This is a genomic window from Vibrio sp. L5-1 (genome assembly GCF_021728315.1).
Classification (GTDB): Bacteria; Pseudomonadota; Gammaproteobacteria; order Enterobacterales; family Vibrionaceae; genus Vibrio; species Vibrio splendidus_K.
In genome coordinates this window covers 188,890-205,616 of the sequence record NZ_JAKKCQ010000006.1, presented here as the reverse complement: position 1 = coordinate 205,616, position 16,727 = coordinate 188,890, and the positions used below count along the sequence as shown (strand labels likewise).

Sequence of the window (16,727 nt, the reverse complement as noted above, 5' to 3'; positions counted from 1 at the left end):
TCTTTGTGTTACCGAGTTAAGCCTTTCGCCTCGCTGTCCAATCGCGAGGTTCTGTTGACCTAAATTGGTAGGTAAATCGTGAATGTGGTGTTACCCGGCCAGCTCTCAACATCAATTTTTCCATTGTGCTGATCGATCAGGTTTTGAGAAATCGACAGTCCTAGCCCTGTGCCACCCTCTCGTCCGCTGACCATTGGGTAAAACAGCGTATCTTTTAAATCATCGGGGATGCCGGGGCCGTTATCGCTGATCTCAATGCGCGCTGCGAGTTTGTGTCGCTGCCCATGAATATTGGCTTGATGCACCGTTCTGGTGCGAATGGTGATTTTCCCTGATTCTTGCGCCTTTAAAATCTGTGCCGCGTTACTCACGATATTGAGCATCGCTTGTTCAACTTGTGCTGAATCCATCAGAATGTCCGGTAAGCTCGGGTCGTAATCTCGTTCGATGGCGAGCGTTGAACCCGACTCGAGTTCCACGAGCTGCCTGACTTTCTCAAGTATCTGGTGTAGGTTCTCTTCTGACTTGGTCCCCGGTTTTTGAGGGCCAAGCAGGCGATCAACTAACGCTCTTAGGCGGTCGGCTTGCTCAATAATGATCTGCGTATATTCATTAAGAGACTGATCAGGAAGCATTTTCCCAAGTAACTGCGCCGCACCTCTTAAGCCACCGAGTGGGTTCTTAATCTCATGTGCTAACCCGCGCACCAACAGCTTAGCTGCTTGTTGTTGTGCGTGTTGGTTGAGCTCTTGGCTGAGGCGTCTTTGCTGGTCTATCTTGCGCATCTCAACCAATAACAGCGTCTCTCGTTGCCAAGAGATTGGGCTAACCGTGACTTCAAGCATCAGTGGGCGGTTATCAACAACGAAGGTAACGTCACTGTCGGTAATGCTCTGGCCACTTTGTAGCGGTTGCGTCAGAAGCGCCAAATCCAGTGAGGCGTGTTGGATGAGTTGGCTCAATGGGTGATCGACGATGCGTCGCGCGCTTTGTGAAAAGAGTTGTTCAGCCGCAGGGTTGGCGTATCGGACATACAGTTGCTCATCGAGCATCAATGTTGAGGTCACCATATTGTCGAGAATGGCGCTGGAAAGATGATGTGTATCTATGCTGTCGCTTTTGGCTGATCGATTCACTATTTCGTCCTTGAACTGGTGTTTTTCTCACTGCACCAAATTGGTGCGTAGCTAAGTTCAAGTATGGCGCATATCAACCAGAAGCTAAAGATAATTCATTAGAGTCGCTGAAAGCTGCTTCGATTAGGTGAAAAGTAGAGGTAATTCAGTCTCTTTTAACACATTGGCCTACTTGAGCGTCGCTCGATGTAAATACACGGTGACTGGACTAGTAGATGCAATAAGCTTGCCGCTTCTATGTGCTTGAATTGCAATGGTGTGAGTACCTCGATCGATACCTTTCAGTTCCCAATTCGGTTGGGTTTGTGGGGCGCCATAGCGACGACCATCGAGCATCAATTGCAACTGTTCTCCAATACCAAGCTTGCGGCTAAGTTCTATTTGAATAGGGATTAAGCCGCGGTTGCTACGGATGGTTTGGTCATGAACGGGAGTCAGCATGATGAGGGCTAGTTGAGCTGGCGCCTCACGTTTCGTGCTTTCTGTTTTTTCCTGAGCCTGAGCTGGCATTGCCGTTTTAGTTGTAGATGAAGCAGCAGCGTCAACGGGAGTCGAGGCTTCAAATTTAGGTGCGGGTGCTGACGCTTGCACATCCGGTAGGCGAAGAGATTTGGCATCTTGAGCGCTAGGGTTATCACTAAAGTGGAGAACACCATCCTCATCCACCCAGGTATACACCGTTTGAGCAGAGCACGAGATCGCGACTGTTAACCCGATCAGGAACAGTATATTTTTCATATCTTTAGCCTCTTTTCACCGCTAGGTGATTTCACGTTTGGCGTTGGTTTTGTTATTGATTTTATTGTATTTATAGCAGCAGCCTCTGAGGGCTTTTGTCTAAGGTATGGTACGAGGAAGCAGGGGGAGGGAGTATATAAAAAAGGCCCGCCTGCGAGGCGAGCCTAATATTTAGTCAGCGATTCTTACAAGGTTGCAGTAAGAAATGGCTTATCTCTACAGGAGATTAAACTGAGTAGTACAGTTCAAACTCAAGTGGGTGTGTTGCCATGTTCACGCGTTGTACGTCGTCAGATTTCAGTGTGATGTAAGAATCAATGAAATCGTCAGAGAATACGCCGCCAGCTGTTAGGAACTCACGATCGTCGTCTAGCGCTTTAAGTGCTACTTCTAGAGATTCAGCAACGGTTGGGATTTCAGCCGCTTCTTCTGCTGGAAGGTCGTATAGATCTTTATCCATAGCTTCGCCTGGGTGGATCTTGTTCTTGATACCGTCAAGGCCAGCCATCAGCATTGCTGAGTAACATAGGTATGGGTTCGCTGCTGGGTCACCAAAACGTAGCTCGATACGACGTGCTTTCGGGCTTGGTACTACTGGGATACGGATAGACGCAGAACGGTTACGTGCTGAATAAGCAAGCATTACCGGAGCTTCAAAACCAGGTACAAGACGCTTGTACGAGTTCGTTGATGGGTTAGCAAATGCGTTGATTGCACGAGCGTGTTTGATTACACCACCGATGTAGTAAAGCGCCATTTCAGATAGGCCGCCGTACTTATCACCAGCAAACAGGTTAACGCCGTCTTTTGCTAGAGATTGGTGAACGTGCATACCAGAACCGTTGTCACCAACTAGTGGCTTAGGCATGAATGTCGCTGTTTTACCAAATGCGTGAGCAACGTTGTGCACAACGTACTTGTAGATTTGAGTCTCATCCGCTTTTGTTGTTAGCGTGTTGAAGCGAGTTGCGATTTCGTTTTGACCCGCAGTTGCTACTTCGTGGTGGTGAGCTTCAACTACTAGGCCCATCTCTTCCATTACTAGACACATTGCTGAACGGATGTCTTGAGATGAATCTACAGGAGCTACTGGGAAGTAACCGCCTTTAACGCCAGGACGGTGACCTTTGTTACCGCCTTCGATGTCAGAACCTGTGTTCCAAGCTGCTTCTACATCATCAATCTTGAAGAAAGAACCAGACATGTCGTTTGAGAACTTAACGTCATCGAATAGGAAGAATTCTGGCTCTGGACCAACTAGAACTGTGTCTGCGATACCCGTAGAACGTAGGTATTCTTCAGAACGCTTAGCGATAGAGCGTGGGTCACGGTCGTAGCCTTGCATTGTTGCAGGCTCAAGGATGTCACAACGGATGTTTAGCGTTGCATCTTCTGTGAATGGGTCCAGTACAGCTGAAGCTGCGTCTGGCATCATTACCATGTCAGATTCGTTAATGCCTTTCCAACCAGCTACTGAAGAGCCGTCAAACATTTTACCTTCTTCGAAGAAGTCTGCATCAACTTGGTGAGAAGGAATAGAGATGTGCTGCTCTTTACCTTTTGTATCAGTAAAACGTAAGTCGATAAATTTAACTTCGTTCTCTTGGATCAGGGATAGTACATTTTCTACTGACATCTTGGATAACCTCCAGTGTTATTAATTCGGTATTAGCTCGATTCGGTTGAAACTAGCATTGATTAATGTCTATAAGTGCATTAATCGATGCTGATTTATCTATAGCCAAAAACGTGCCAAAAAAATTATTCCATTAATTTCAATGATTTACTTGTTTTCTTGTTTCGTTCACTTTGGTTTTTGCACCAAAATGATCTCCTGGTGCACCTTATTGGTGCAATTGTTTATCTGTGCACCAATATGAAACATAAGCGAGCACCATTCAGCAATGAATTGCCTAAGTTGTCAATCCACTTTTGTTATTTTGCCGGAGATTTGGCTGCCCATCTTGCGGCGGATGCTTTTTTAGAATCCTACGAATTAGACTGTTAGATACTGTACTGAATCAAAGTTAAGCGGATATGAATCGCTAATAAAGAAAAAAGCCTTGGTTGAGATCACATATTTCTGGGTTTTTGTCTAAAATCTGGTATATTATTGACCGTTTTTTAAATCAAGCTAGCGGTTATTATCCAAACTTTTGAGATAATTGACGGCTACCTTTTATGAGTGAATCGAGAATCCATGTCTACTCCACAGATTGATAAGTTAAGAAATATCGCGATCATCGCGCACGTTGACCACGGTAAAACGACTTTGGTTGATAAACTACTACAACAGTCAGGCACTCTTGAGTCTCGTGGTGAAGCTGAAGAGCGTGTCATGGATTCGAATGACATCGAAAAAGAGCGTGGCATTACAATCCTTGCTAAGAACACAGCAATTGACTGGAATGATTACCGTATCAACATCGTAGATACCCCTGGACACGCGGACTTCGGTGGTGAAGTTGAACGTATCATGTCTATGGTTGATTCAGTTCTTCTGATCGTTGATGCAGTTGATGGCCCAATGCCTCAAACTCGTTTCGTAACGCAAAAAGCTTTCGCACACGGCCTTAAGCCAATCGTTGTTATCAACAAGATTGACCGTCCTGGTGCTCGTCCTGATTGGGTTATGGACCAAGTATTTGACTTGTTCGACAACCTAGGCGCGACTGATGAGCAACTAGACTTTACTGTTGTTTACGCTTCAGCTCTAAACGGTTGGGCAACAATGGAAGAAGGCGAAGTTGGCACAGACATGGAACCATTGTTCCAAGCTGTTGTTGATACAGTAGAAGCACCTGCAGTTGACCTTGAAGGTCCACTACAAATGCAAATTTCGCAACTTGATTACAGCTCTTACGTAGGTGTTATCGGTGTTGCTCGTGTTACTCGTGGTTCTGTTAAGCCAAACCAACAAGTAACTATCGTGAATGCTGAAGGCAAAAAACGTAACGGTAAAGTAGGTACTGTACTTGGTTACCTAGGTCTTGAGCGTCACGAAGTAGAACAAGCTAACGCTGGCGACATCATTGCAATCACAGGTCTTGGTGAACTGAAAATTTCAGACACTATCTGTGACGTAAACAATGTTGAAGCAATGGAACCACTGTCTGTTGATGAACCAACAGTAACAATGACTTTCCAAGTAAACACTTCTCCGTTCGCGGGTAAAGAAGGTAAGTTTGTAACTTCACGTAACATCCTTGAGCGTCTTGAAAAAGAATTGGTTCATAACGTTGCACTACGTGTTGAAGAAACTGAAAGTCCAGACCGTTTCCGCGTATCAGGCCGTGGTGAGCTTCACCTTTCTATCCTGATCGAAAACATGCGTCGTGAAGGTTTCGAGCTAGCAGTATCTCGTCCAGAAGTAATCATCAAAGAAGAAGATGGTCAGAAAATGGAACCGTTCGAAACGGTTACTATCGATGTAGTTGAAGAGCACCAAGGTGCGATCATGGAAAGCATCGGTCTACGTAAGGGTGAGCTAACAGATATGGCACCAGATGGTAAAGGCCGTGTTCGCATGGACTTCATGATGCCTTCTCGTGGTCTTATCGGTTTCCAAACTGAATTCCTTACAATGACGTCTGGTTCTGGTCTTATTTACCACTCGTTCGATCACTACGGTCCTTACAAAGGCGGTATCATTGGTCAGCGTAACAACGGTGTTCTAATTTCGAACGCAACGGGTAAAGCACTGACTTACGCATTGTTCTTCCTTCAAGCTCGTGGTCGTCTATTCACAGAGCACGCTGATGAAGTTTATGAAGGTCAAGTAATCGGTATTCACAACCGTTCAAACGACCTGACAGTAAACTGTCTGAAAGGTAAGCAACTAACGAACGTTCGTGCATCTGGTACTGATGAAGCACAAGTTCTTTCTCCACCGATCAAGCACACTCTAGAGCAAGCTCTTGAGTTTATCGATGAAGATGAACTAGTAGAAGTAACGCCACTAAACGTACGTATCCGTAAGAAACTTCTTACTGAAAACGACCGTAAGCGTGCAGCACGTCCAGCTAAGGCTTAATTGCCAGCTGACTAGCTTCTAGCTATCAAGCAATACGTTTTAGAATAAGTAAGAAAGCCCCGAGTAGCCTAGAGCTGCTCGGGGCTTTTGTTTTATGTGATATTGAAGTAGATACGGGTAAACGAGATGCGAGATACGAAGAGCATGCTCCATACCAATTCATTGAATCGTCATTCCAGAATTGGGGACGAGATATCTGGAATCTTTCTTTTTCGGCATACAAGAGATTCCCTATCACGCTCGTTCCTCGCTGTAGGGAATGACGGAATTTTGTTTAGATGCGGGTAACGAGAGGCGAGATATCTGGAATCTTTCTTTTTCGGCATACAAGAGATTCCCTGTCACGCTCGTGCCTCGCTGTAGGGAATGACGGTAGTTTACTTAGATTCAGGTAAACGAGATGCGAGATACGAAGAGCGTTCAAGTCTTCGTCATCCTCAAGAGGGAGGAACGACCGAGTTGGGGATCTAGCTTTTGATACCTAGTTGGCTTTTAACAAATAGAGCCCGCTCTTCGACTGACATAAATGGCACCTCGACCACCTCATACCCAAGCTCTTGATAGACTCTGACCAACGCGTGGTGAATCTCTAATGCCTCTTCAAGCGGATAAGGCCTCACATCATCTTGTACGTAAATAGATGCCTCAGGGCGACAGAACAAGGCTTGTGAGTGATAGCCTTGGCTAGCTTCTCGGTAGATTTTGTCAATCTCAAGGTTCGCCTGAGTTAAGTAACCGCAGATATCTGGAATGGCGCGATCGAGAAACGCAACCGGATGCTGGTTGGCCTGTTCCTTTTGCTCATTCATGACAGTGAGACACAGGCGAGCAAAGCCCGGTAGGTCTAACCAAGGTAAGATACTGTTCTCAAGTTGGCTCTGCTGTTCAATTAACTGTCGAGAAGATTCCGCGAAGGTTGGGTAACCCATGTCACCCAAGGCATTGATCAGTGTTGTCTTCCCGGCTCCGGGGCCGCCAGTAATAATGATAGGTTGCATCGTGTTCTTTATCTGTAACGCTACTTCTGGTTCAGTTGAGCTAGGAACTTATCCGATTCTGCTATTGCAGCATTCATCTGTTCTATCGCGTAGGCGATGTCTTTTTCTAAGCTCATAAATTCGCCCTGCAACGAACCGACAGCACTCGCATTGAGGTTATGCTTTAGATAAAGCGTATTGTCGCGAAGGGTGTTGAGTACCGGGTCCATTTTCTTCTCAGCGCGTTTCATTGCTGAAAGCATGGTCTTGTAAGACGATTGGGTTTCTCGCAGTTTTTGTTCACTCGAACGGCGCAGTGAAGCACTGGTGTAGAGGTCTAACTCGCTCTGCCACTCTGCAAACAGCGCATCTGACACGTCTTCAATCGCAGCAATGCGGTCACTGACATTTTGTGCGGCTTTCTCGCTGTCTTGGTATTTATCGTTGATTTGGTTGTACATGTCTTCAAGGTCGCCGCCACTGAAGTTCGTCAGGCTACTCAAGGCTTCAAGTGCGCTGGTAAACTCTTCCTGAGCATCCTGCTGCGACTCTTTAGCGTCTTCCACTCTATCGACCATAATGTCACGCTTGTGGTAACCCACTTGCTCCATGGCGGAGTAATAAGCGGACTGGCATCCAGTAAGAGTAAAAATAGAGAGGACTATAACTATTAAATAAGGCATCCTAGTTTCCTATAGTTAAATAATATCAATCGTAGTAAATAACTGCTCAACCTAGCTTGTTAAAATGCTCGATAACGGCGTTAGAATTTTTGATTGTAGAATAACTACTTATCAAAAAAAGCTGCCTTGTTCTCAAGCCTTTTTCCTACGCTATTTTTGAACATTTATTTACTGTGATTAATACAACGGAATATTAATTAGGACTATGAACGAGTTACCAGGGAGTTACAAGTTGAAGATAAAAAACGCAGTCACAGGAAGCATCCAGTTTTCCCGCTATCTTTTGGCGCGAATGACGCACGATAGGGTCAATGTGAATGCGGGTTACTTGGCGTACATTACTTTGCTCTCGATCGTACCGATGTTGACGGTTTTGCTCTCTATCTTATCGTCATTTTCAGTTTTTGCTGATGTTGGCCTAGTGATTCAAAACTTCGTTATTACCAACTTTGTTCCAGCATCTGGAGATGCGGTGCATGGTGCTCTACTAGAGTTCGTGGCCAATACCGGCAAGATGACGGCGGTGGGCAGTGTGTTCTTATTCATTGCGGCATTGATGCTGATCTCCAACATCGATAAGAATCTTAACTACATCTGGCGAGTAACAGAAAAGCGTCGGGCCGTGTTGTCCTTTTCTATGTATTGGATGGTGCTAACGCTTGGACCTATTTTGATTGGGGCGAGCATTGCTGCAACGTCGTATGTGACATCATTGAACTTGTTACAAAACGAAGTCGTGTCGAGTGCCTTTAATACCGTGATTCGCAAGCTCCCTTTGATTACCTCATTCTTTGCGTTTTTCGGTCTGTACCTGTTGGTTCCCAACAAAAAGATACACTTTTCTCATGCGGCAGCGGGCTCTTTGGTTGCGGCTCTGTTGTTCGAACTCAGTAAGAAAGGCTTTGCGGCTTACATTACTCAATTCCCCTCTTACCAGTTGATTTATGGCGCATTAGCGGCGATTCCCATTCTTTTTGTCTGGGTGTATTTGTGCTGGTTGATTGTGTTGGTGGGTGCCGAGGTGACGGCCGCGTTGGGCGAGCAGGAACAGTGGAGTGACTCGCAAGAAATGGTACACTCGTCGGATAAAGACAAAATCACAGAGCAAGGAAACAACAGTGATAGCACTGATCCAGAGAGTAAGTGAAGCTGCCGTCCGTGTTGATGGCGAAGTAGTGGGTGAGATTGAGCAAGGCTTATTGGTTCTGTTAGGCGTAGAAAAAGGTGATGATGAAGCCAAAGCCAAACGTTTGATGGAACGAGTGACCACTTATCGTGTCTTTGGAGATGAAGACGATAAAATGAATCTCAATGTAAAGCAGGTAGAAGGTAAGGTATTAGTGGTTTCTCAATTCACTCTGCCAGCTGATACCAAGAAAGGCACACGAGCAGGATTTTCTCGTGGTGCTCACCCAGAAGATGCAGAGCGTCTTTACAACTATTTCTCTGACCAGTGTGAATCAGTGTTGCCAACGGAACGTGGCCGATTCGCAGCCGACATGAAAGTGTCTTTGGTTAATGATGGCCCAGTAACATTCTGGCTGCAGGTTTAGGCTTAAAGGAATAAGCATGTTTAAACTCATAACACCGACCACCGAAAATCAACTGAACAAGTATTACCATTTTCGCTGGCAGATGCTCCGTGAACCTTGGCGCATGCCGGTAGGTTCAGAGCGCGATGAATACGATGCCATGAGTCACCATCGCATGATTGTCGATGGTCGAGGTCGCCCGATGGCGATTGGTCGTCTCTATATCACCCCAGATCTAGAGGGGCAGATTCGCTATATGGCGGTGAAGAAATCTCGCCAAAGTAAAGGTATGGGCTCACTTATCTTGGTTGCGCTAGAGTCACTGGCACGTCAAGAAGGGGCGAAGCGTTTGGTGTGTAATGCACGTGAAGATGCGATCTCATTCTATGAGAAGAATGAGTTTGAACGTCGTGGTGAAATTAACGATCAACGCGGCCCTGTGCGTCACCAACAGATGGTGAAACCTCTTGATCCAATGGCTGATGTACTGCGCAAACCAGAATGGTGTAATGAGCTTCAGCAGCGTTGGGAAAATCAGATCCCGATCAGTGACAAAATGGGCATCAAGATTAACCAATACACGGGTTATCAGTTTGAGTGTAGCGCTCAATTGAATCCCAACCTTAACCCTCATAACACCATGTTTGCTGGCTCAGCTTTTACCTTGGCGACTCTAACGGGTTGGGGAATGACTTGGCTACTGATGAAAGAACGTGGGCTGACCGGTGATATCGTACTGGCAGACAGTAATATTCGTTATCGTCACCCAGTCGAGCAAAACCCAGTCGCATCTACGTCATTGGATGGGATCAGTGGCGATTTAGATCGCCTCGCGTCTGGCAGAAAAGCTCGCATCATCATTCATGTGACCATTAACAGTGGCGATGTGGAAGCGGTTGAGTTTACGGGAACCTATATGCTGATCCCTGACTACAAAAAGCGATTATCAACAGACTCTAATGTAAGCGTATAGCTGACACTAGCTAACAGATACAGATACAGATACAGATAGAAGGCGCTACTCCTATGGAGTGGCGCTTTTTTGTTGGCAGTCGTTAATCTCGGAATACTCAGCTTGGGTGAGCTTTCCTGAGATTTGATGGCATTGGTCCGATAACGAAATGGATAGAGTGTGTTTGCTAGTTTCTAGCAAATCGAGCTCTCCAGAGACCTCACCGTTGAGCGTTTGAACTCTTTGTGTACCTTGCTCTGCTGAGGATGCACCAATAATGTGCATTGGTTCGAGAGTGAAGCGACCACGGTCAAAATTCGCATTAAGCTCTGGGATTTCAAACACGTTATCAGTCGAGGCTTCAGAAAGCTTATCGTTAAAGGTCATCACACCTTGGCGAACACTGCCAGTGAGTTGCCCTGTGGTTGAATAACCGAACATCAAGGAATCGCCATACAAGCCTGCGGCTTGAAGTTCAAACTCACCATAGCCGGTTGCATCAAGCGGTAATTCGAGTTGCTGCAGCATGGGTGCTATGGGTAACCCATCGGCAGAGATATCTAAGCTCCATGGCTTACTGATTTGGTTGAAGTCGAGTGTCGCGTTGGCTTCAATATAGCCGTGCTTTAGTGGCATAAACAGGCGTGTCAGCGTCCATTTTCCTTGTTCGCTATTCATTTCAACTACGGGTTGAACACTGACAATATTTTGATAGCTTGCATCGTTGGCGCTAACCATCAACTTGCCTTGCCACAGCCCTAACTTTCTCTGTTGCAGCAGCTGAACCTGATGTCCTTCTACATGCAGCCCTGAGACCTGCCAGTAGGGTTTGGTTGCGAGTTGGATAAGTTGGCTACGTTCTATATTAAGTCTGTCAATAGAGGCTTGCTGAAGCTGTGTCAGCCAAGGCAATAGGCGAGCGGATGGTAGAACTTTATTTTTGCTTTCCGTAATCCACTTTATGCCTTGCAGGTCGAGCTGCGCTAATTGAATGCTGTTAGGGGTTACTTCGCCATTAAGTTGAATAGTGCCTTGTAAGAATTGAGTATAGAAATCTTCAATCAGAATCTGGTTCGGATCTAAATTGAGCTTGATACTTGGCTCTATGAACATGTCATCATCAATGGTCACTCCCTCTGCTTGCAGAGAGAAAATGGTCTTCTGTTGCTTCCACAGCTCAAAAGGCAGTTGGATATTTTCTAGTGACGCATCAAAAGCGGTTAAGTGGCCATCTTGCCATTCCACGTCGCTGCGCAGAATATCTAAGCTATTGATGTGATTGATCTGAATACCTGCTATATCCCACTCTTTGCTTAGTAGGCTTTGGGTCTGTTTCTGATTGAGTCGTAAGCTATCGACGGTCACATTCACCAACGACCAATCTTGCTGATACTGCTCTGCTTGTCCTGAAATCTTGGCACCGCGCCAGTCAAATGAAGCGCCATAAAGCGTGCTGTCGCTAGGTTTTAAGTCTAGGTCAAACAACAGGTTATCGAAGGCTTCTCCTTGCCAATACAGCTGCGTGGCTGAGAGTTGGATTTTGCCATAAGGCAGCAATGCGTTGTTGTCATCCCACGTTGGATCGGAGATCTGGAGGTCGATGCCTCGCGCATTAAAGTCTGGGGTCGAAAAGTCGAGATTATTGATGGCTAGCTGATGGAGCTTGATGTTTGGTTGGGTGAATAACGGCGTGAATGTCTCTAGATCGCTTACCTCCAACTGTAGGCCACTGATCAAGACGGAGTCCAAGACCAGTTTAGCTTCTGTAATCGAGCTGGGACTGAACCAAAGATCGATCTTGTCGATATAGAGAGGTTTTTGTTTATCAGGTTGGCTTTGGGTAATGCCCATCAAGGTGATGTGATAAGGCGCCTGATACTCAACGTCTTCAATGAGTACAGGTTGTTCAAGCGTATGCTTGATAAAAAAGTTAGCAACATCCGATCGGTATTGAGTTTGTAGGCTTAATAACAACGCTGCGATAGTCGCAACGATGATGGCCACCACAATGCCAATCACCATGAATACCTTTTTCATTCCCTGAAAGCCTTAAATTTCAATAGTCTCAAAACAGAGTGGAACAAAAAGGGGCAAGCAGCAACAAAAAAGCCCCTCAAAAGAGGGGCTTGCTACAAAAATATCACTTTAAATTGGGCGTTCGCTTTTGGCTTGGCCCGAGCAGATGTTGGGTTAGTCTAGTTGAGGGCCTGCCGCAACCAGTGACTTACCTTCAGCATTGTCTGTGTACTTATCAAAGTTGTTGATGAAGCGCTCTGCTAGATCTTTCGCTTTGCTTTCCCATTGTAGTGGGTCAGTGTAAGTATCACGTGGGTCAAGAATCGCTGGGTCAACATCGTGCAACGCTAGCGGTACTTCTAGGTTAAACATAGGGATAACCTTAGTTTCAGCTTGGTCGATTGAGCCATCTAGGATAGCGTCGATGATGCCACGAGTATCTTGGATTGAGATACGTTTACCTGTGCCATTCCAACCTGTGTTCACTAGGTAAGCTTCAGCGCCAGCTGCTTCCATACGCTTCACAAGCACTTCAGCGTACTGAGTTGGGTGAAGAGTTAAGAATGCCGCACCAAATGCCGCAGAGAACGTTGGTGTTGGTTCAGTAATACCGCGCTCTGTACCTGCTAGCTTAGCTGTGAAGCCAGATAGGAAGTGGTACTTAGTTTGCTCCGGAGTCAGCTTAGATACTGGTGGTAGCACACCAAACGCATCCGCTGTTAGGAAGATAACTTTTTGAGCGTGACCTGCTTTTGATACTGGCTTAACAATGTTGTCGATGTGGTGAATCGGGTAAGAAACACGAGTGTTCTCTGTTTTTGAACCGTCATCGAAATCGATAGAACCATCACCACGAACCGTTACGTTTTCTAGCAGAGCATCGCGACGGATTGCATTGTAGATTTCTGGTTCTGCTTCTTTAGATAGACGAATCGTCTTCGCGTAACAACCACCTTCGAAGTTGAAGATACCATCGTCATCCCAACCGTGCTCATCATCACCGATTAGCTCACGCTTAGGATCGGTTGATAGGGTTGTTTTACCTGTACCAGACAGGCCGAAGAAGATGGCTACATCGCCTTTCTCGCCAACGTTTGCACTACAGTGCATTGAAGCAATGCCTTGCAGAGGAAGCAGGTAGTTCATCATTGCGAACATGCCTTTCTTCATCTCACCGCCGTACCAAGTACCACCGATGATTTGAACGCGCTCTGTTAGGTTGAAAGCAACGAAGTTCTCAGAGTTTAGACCCTGTTTTTCCCAGTTAGGGTTAGTTGTTTTAGCACCGTTCATTACCACGAAATCAGGTTCGAACGTTGCTAGCTCTTCGTCAGTTGGACGAATGAACATGTTCTTAACGAAGTGCGCTTGCCACGCTACTTCAGTGATAATACGCACACTTAAACGCGTATCTGGGTTAGCACCACAATAACCGTCGATGACAAACAGGCGCTTGCCAGATAGCTGAGTTGTCACAAGTTCTTTCAGCTCACTCCAAACTTCAGTTGTAATCGGTTTGTTGTCATTTTTGCCTTGATCTGACCACCACATGGTATCGCGTGTAGTGTCATCTTTAACAATGTACTTATCTTTTGGTGAGCGGCCAGTAAAGATACCAGTATCAACCGCAACAGAGCCTAGTTCCGTTACTACGCCTTTTTCGTAGCCTTCCAAACCTGGCAGTGTCTCTTCAACGAATAACTGCTCGTAGCTAGGATTACGAAGAACTTCAGTAACGCCAGTCAGTCCGTGCTTAGTTAGATCAATTTGTGCAGCCTTAGTATGTTCCATAACGGTCATAGGTGCTCCTTGTAGGATATTTTGTAGGGATTTTGTATTAATTTTTTATTGTTATCTGCTCACCATGCTAGCAACGAGACTCTGGGGAAACAGGGATACAGCTCAAAAAGTATCCATATTAATCTTGGGGTTTTAAGCGTCTCGTCACATATTGGCCTAACTAGTCTATCCTGTACGCAAACCTTTGCGCTAGGGGCGAGAACATTATTAATTGATTAAAATTAAGCGGTGATTTTATTACGAGATGTTACGGAGTTTGCGCTATTTTGATCACAAAAAAGGCCAGCTTAGTGCTGACCTTTTTGGGGTAAATTACGTGTTTTTGGTACGCTGTAAATTAATGAACCGTATTGTCGCCTTTATCTGCTGCTTCTGCGTACAGTGCATCAACGTCGCCCTTATCGAACGAGTAGTTTGTGCCACAGTAATCACAGTGAAGAGCAACACTACCTTCCGTACTCAGGATGTCGTAGATCTCCTCTTGAGCAACGGTAATGATAGCGGCACCACTGCGTTCACGAGAACAACCACAGAAGAACTCGACAGGTTGAGGGGTAAATACCTGAACCTTCTCTTGGTTATATAGGCGGTATAACAAATCATTCGCTTCTAGAGAGAATAGTTCTTCGTTTTTAACCGTGTCAGTTAACTGCTCCAGGTGCTCGAAGTCATCTGGCGTGCCGGTGCCGTCTGGCATAACCTGCAGTAACATACCTGCAGCGTGTGCTTTGCCTTCATGTTCACCCGTACGTAGCCACAGACGAGTCTTAAGCTGTTCTGAGTTAGCAAAGTAACCTTCAAGAACGTCAGCAAGTGTTTCGCCTTCAAGACCAACGATACCTTGGTAACGCTCACCTTTTTTAGGATCGATAGTGATCACTAGGTGGCCTTTACCTATAAGGTCGTGCAGGCCAGCGTCGTCAGCAATATCACCGTCAAAGCGCGCAACACCACGAATCTTCTGATCGTTATCGCCATTAATAACAGCGAGAGATACTGGGCCATCACCTTGCAGTTGCATCGTGATAGAGCCTTCAAACTTTAGCGTCGCCGTTAGCAGCGTCGTTGAAACCAGTAGCTCACCCAACAGCTTTTGTACTGGCGCTGGGTATTCCTTGCTAGAAATAATCTGTTGGTACGCTTCGTTCATCTGTACCAATTCACCACGTACTGATAGGTCTTCAAATAGGTAGCGATTTAAAACATTACTTGTAGACATTGGGTCTGCCATTTGGCTATTCCTTCTAGCTTATTGAGTCTTGAACTTGATGATGTCACGACGTTGCTTTTTATCTGGGCGACGTTCTGGTGCTGGGCTATGAGCATTTAGCTTGCGCTGTTGTGCAAACTCTTCTCTTTTTGCCAAGCTTTCGGTGGTTTCTTCATAGAGGGTTTGAGCGACTGGCGCCCCGCCACGGTGTGCGGATATTTTCTCTATGGTGACCGTCTTTTCTTCATTCCCTTGGCGCAGGGTAATCACTGCCCCAAGTTCTACGATTTTGCTGGGTTTACTGCGCTGACCATTATAGTGGACTTTGCCACCATCGACCATGTTGCGAGCAATTGAACGAGTTTTATAAAAGCGTGCTGCCCACAACCATTTATCGAGTCTGACAGCTTCATTAGTCGTTTTCATATAGGACAGTGCCTTTTCAGTTAGAAATGAATGCGGTTTAACTGTTATTCACAGTATGCAACTTATTTTATTTGATGACGCTTATCACATTTAGTAGAAGCTTATGTGGAGGCGATTGGCTTTTTTTTCAAGGAAGATTACAAAATAGCTCAGGTAATGCCGATTTATAGATTTGCTATGATATAGTTCAGGATCTTATGCTTTTAATAAGCAGGAACAGAATTTATGAACAAAAAAGCTGATAGTTTAGTAGGTTACAGCTTTATTCGTTATAGAAAGGGTTAGGGAACGTGAACTTTTTAGAGCTCAAACTTCGCATGGATAACTCTCCGGTGCTGAGCCGATTTTTAGAGAATGGATTTTTACTCCAGCAGAAACTGAGCCTTGTTCTTTGTTGTGTGTTGATCGCAGCTTCCGCATGGATTTTAGGACAGCTTGCATGGTTTATTGAACCTGCTGAGCAAACCGTCGTGCCATGGGCTGCAACGGCTTCCTCGTCTTCAACGCCTCAATCGACTCTTGATATCTCTTCTTTGCAGCAGAGCAACATGTTTGGTGCTTATAACCCAACCACGCCTGCTGTGGTTGAGCAGCAAGTTATCCAAGATGCGCCAAAGACGCGACTGAACCTCGTTTTAGTGGGCGCTGTCGCCAGCTCTAATCCAAAACTGAGCTTGGCGGTGATTGCCAATCGCGGCACACAAGCGACCTACGGAATTAACGAAGAGATTGAAGGCACTAGAGCTAAGCTCAAGGCCGTATTGGTCGATCGTGTGATCATCGATAACTCTGGGCGAGACGAAACCCTGATGCTTGAAGGTATTGAGTACAAGCGTTTGTCTGTATCAGCGCCTGCGCCACCTCGTACCTCTTCTTCTGTGCGTGGCAACAACCCAGCTTCTGCAGAAGAGAAGCTAGATGAAATTAAAGCGAAGATAATGAAAGATCCGCAACAAATCTTCCAATATGTTCGACTGTCTCAGGTGAAACGCGACGATAAAGTGATTGGTTATCGTGTGAGCCCTGGCAAAGATTCAGAACTTTTTAACTCTGTTGGGCTCCAAAACGGAGATATTGCGACTCAGTTAAATGGACAAGACCTGACAGACCCTGCTGCTATGGGCAACATATTCCGTTCTATCTCAGAGCTGACAGAGCTAAACCTCGTCGTCGAGAGAGATGGTCAACAACATGAAGTGTTTATTGAATTTTAAAACTTTGCGT

The 16,727-nt window shown here is 45.7% G+C and carries 14 protein-coding genes; 5 read left to right on the top strand and 9 right to left on the bottom strand.

From position 1 onward, the window contains the following. Nucleotides 1-59: 59 nt before the first annotated feature. The 3 genes from glnL to glnA all read right to left on the bottom strand — a co-directional run bounded on the left by glnL (nt 60) and on the right by glnA (nt 3,510). Entirely contained in the window at nt 60-1,136 is a 1,077-nt protein-coding gene (gene glnL, locus L3V35_RS19905; protein WP_017079339.1) for a nitrogen regulation protein NR(II), read from the bottom strand. Between the two features lie 168 nt (nt 1,137-1,304). Further along, entirely contained in the window at nt 1,305-1,874 is a 570-nt protein-coding gene (locus tag L3V35_RS19900; protein WP_237300532.1) for a DUF4124 domain-containing protein, read from the bottom strand. Between the two features lie 226 nt (nt 1,875-2,100). Next, nucleotides 2,101-3,510: a glutamate--ammonia ligase gene (gene glnA / locus L3V35_RS19895; protein ID WP_004735585.1), complete on the bottom strand. Its 1,410-nt coding sequence runs from the start codon at nt 3,508-3,510 to the stop codon at nt 2,101-2,103. A gap of 564 nt (nt 3,511-4,074) precedes the next feature. Between glnA and typA the strand changes: the two genes are divergently transcribed. Beyond that, the gene (gene typA, locus L3V35_RS19890) at nt 4,075-5,907 is read left to right on the top strand and encodes a translational GTPase TypA (RefSeq protein ID WP_004735586.1); all 1,833 of its coding nucleotides are present in this window, start codon (nt 4,075-4,077) and stop codon (nt 5,905-5,907) included. Between the two features lie 467 nt (nt 5,908-6,374). Here the strand turns inward: typA and L3V35_RS19885 are convergent, their stop codons facing one another. Next, a complete protein-coding gene (locus L3V35_RS19885; protein WP_237300531.1) occupies nt 6,375-6,905 on the bottom strand; it encodes an AAA family ATPase in 531 nt (176 codons plus the stop codon). Between the two features lie 20 nt (nt 6,906-6,925). Continuing rightward, nucleotides 6,926-7,567 (bottom strand): DUF2959 domain-containing protein, encoded by a 642-nt coding sequence (locus tag L3V35_RS19880; protein WP_017079335.1) that lies wholly within the window; start codon nt 7,565-7,567, stop codon nt 6,926-6,928. Between the two features lie 205 nt (nt 7,568-7,772). Here L3V35_RS19880 and L3V35_RS19875 point away from each other — a divergent pair, with 205 nt between their 5' ends. Genes L3V35_RS19875 through L3V35_RS19865 form a run of 3 tightly spaced genes read left to right on the top strand, consistent with a single transcriptional unit; the run spans nt 7,773 to nt 10,072 of the window. Beyond that, nucleotides 7,773-8,714, top strand: a complete 942-nt coding sequence (locus L3V35_RS19875; RefSeq protein ID WP_054542072.1) for a virulence factor BrkB family protein — start codon at nt 7,773-7,775, stop codon at nt 8,712-8,714. Next, nucleotides 8,686-9,120, top strand: a complete 435-nt coding sequence (gene dtd / locus L3V35_RS19870) for a D-aminoacyl-tRNA deacylase (protein ID WP_004735590.1) — start codon at nt 8,686-8,688, stop codon at nt 9,118-9,120. The genes L3V35_RS19875 and dtd overlap by 29 nt, the downstream gene beginning before the upstream one ends. Nucleotides 9,121-9,136: 16 nt before the next feature. Further along, on the top strand, nt 9,137-10,072 hold the full coding sequence (locus L3V35_RS19865; RefSeq protein ID WP_004735591.1) for a bifunctional GNAT family N-acetyltransferase/hotdog fold thioesterase: 936 nt from the start codon (nt 9,137-9,139) through the stop codon (nt 10,070-10,072). A 51-nt stretch (nt 10,073-10,123) separates the two neighbouring features. Here L3V35_RS19865 and L3V35_RS19860 read toward each other — a convergent pair whose 3' ends face one another. The 4 genes from L3V35_RS19860 to hslR all read right to left on the bottom strand — a co-directional run bounded on the left by L3V35_RS19860 (nt 10,124) and on the right by hslR (nt 15,503). Then, nucleotides 10,124-12,088 carry an AsmA family protein gene (locus L3V35_RS19860; protein WP_237300530.1) on the bottom strand — a complete coding sequence of 655 codons (1,965 nt, stop codon included), beginning with the start codon at nt 12,086-12,088 and terminating at the stop codon, nt 10,124-10,126. A gap of 153 nt (nt 12,089-12,241) precedes the next feature. Further along, on the bottom strand, nt 12,242-13,867 hold the full coding sequence (gene pckA, locus L3V35_RS19855; protein WP_017091441.1) for a phosphoenolpyruvate carboxykinase (ATP): 1,626 nt from the start codon (nt 13,865-13,867) through the stop codon (nt 12,242-12,244). A 337-nt stretch (nt 13,868-14,204) separates the two neighbouring features. Next, complete coding sequence (hslO, locus tag L3V35_RS19850) at nt 14,205-15,098, bottom strand: Hsp33 family molecular chaperone HslO (RefSeq protein WP_054547993.1); 894 nt, start codon at nt 15,096-15,098, stop codon at nt 14,205-14,207. A gap of 18 nt (nt 15,099-15,116) precedes the next feature. Next, nucleotides 15,117-15,503, bottom strand: coding sequence for a ribosome-associated heat shock protein Hsp15 (gene hslR, locus L3V35_RS19845; protein WP_004735595.1), 387 nt, complete (start codon nt 15,501-15,503; stop codon nt 15,117-15,119). A 317-nt stretch (nt 15,504-15,820) separates the two neighbouring features. On the opposite strand from hslR, the gene gspC reads away from it, so the two are divergent. Then, on the top strand, nt 15,821-16,717 hold the full coding sequence (gene gspC / locus L3V35_RS19840; protein ID WP_029404958.1) for a type II secretion system protein GspC: 897 nt from the start codon (nt 15,821-15,823) through the stop codon (nt 16,715-16,717). Nucleotides 16,718-16,727: the final 10 nt, after the last annotated feature.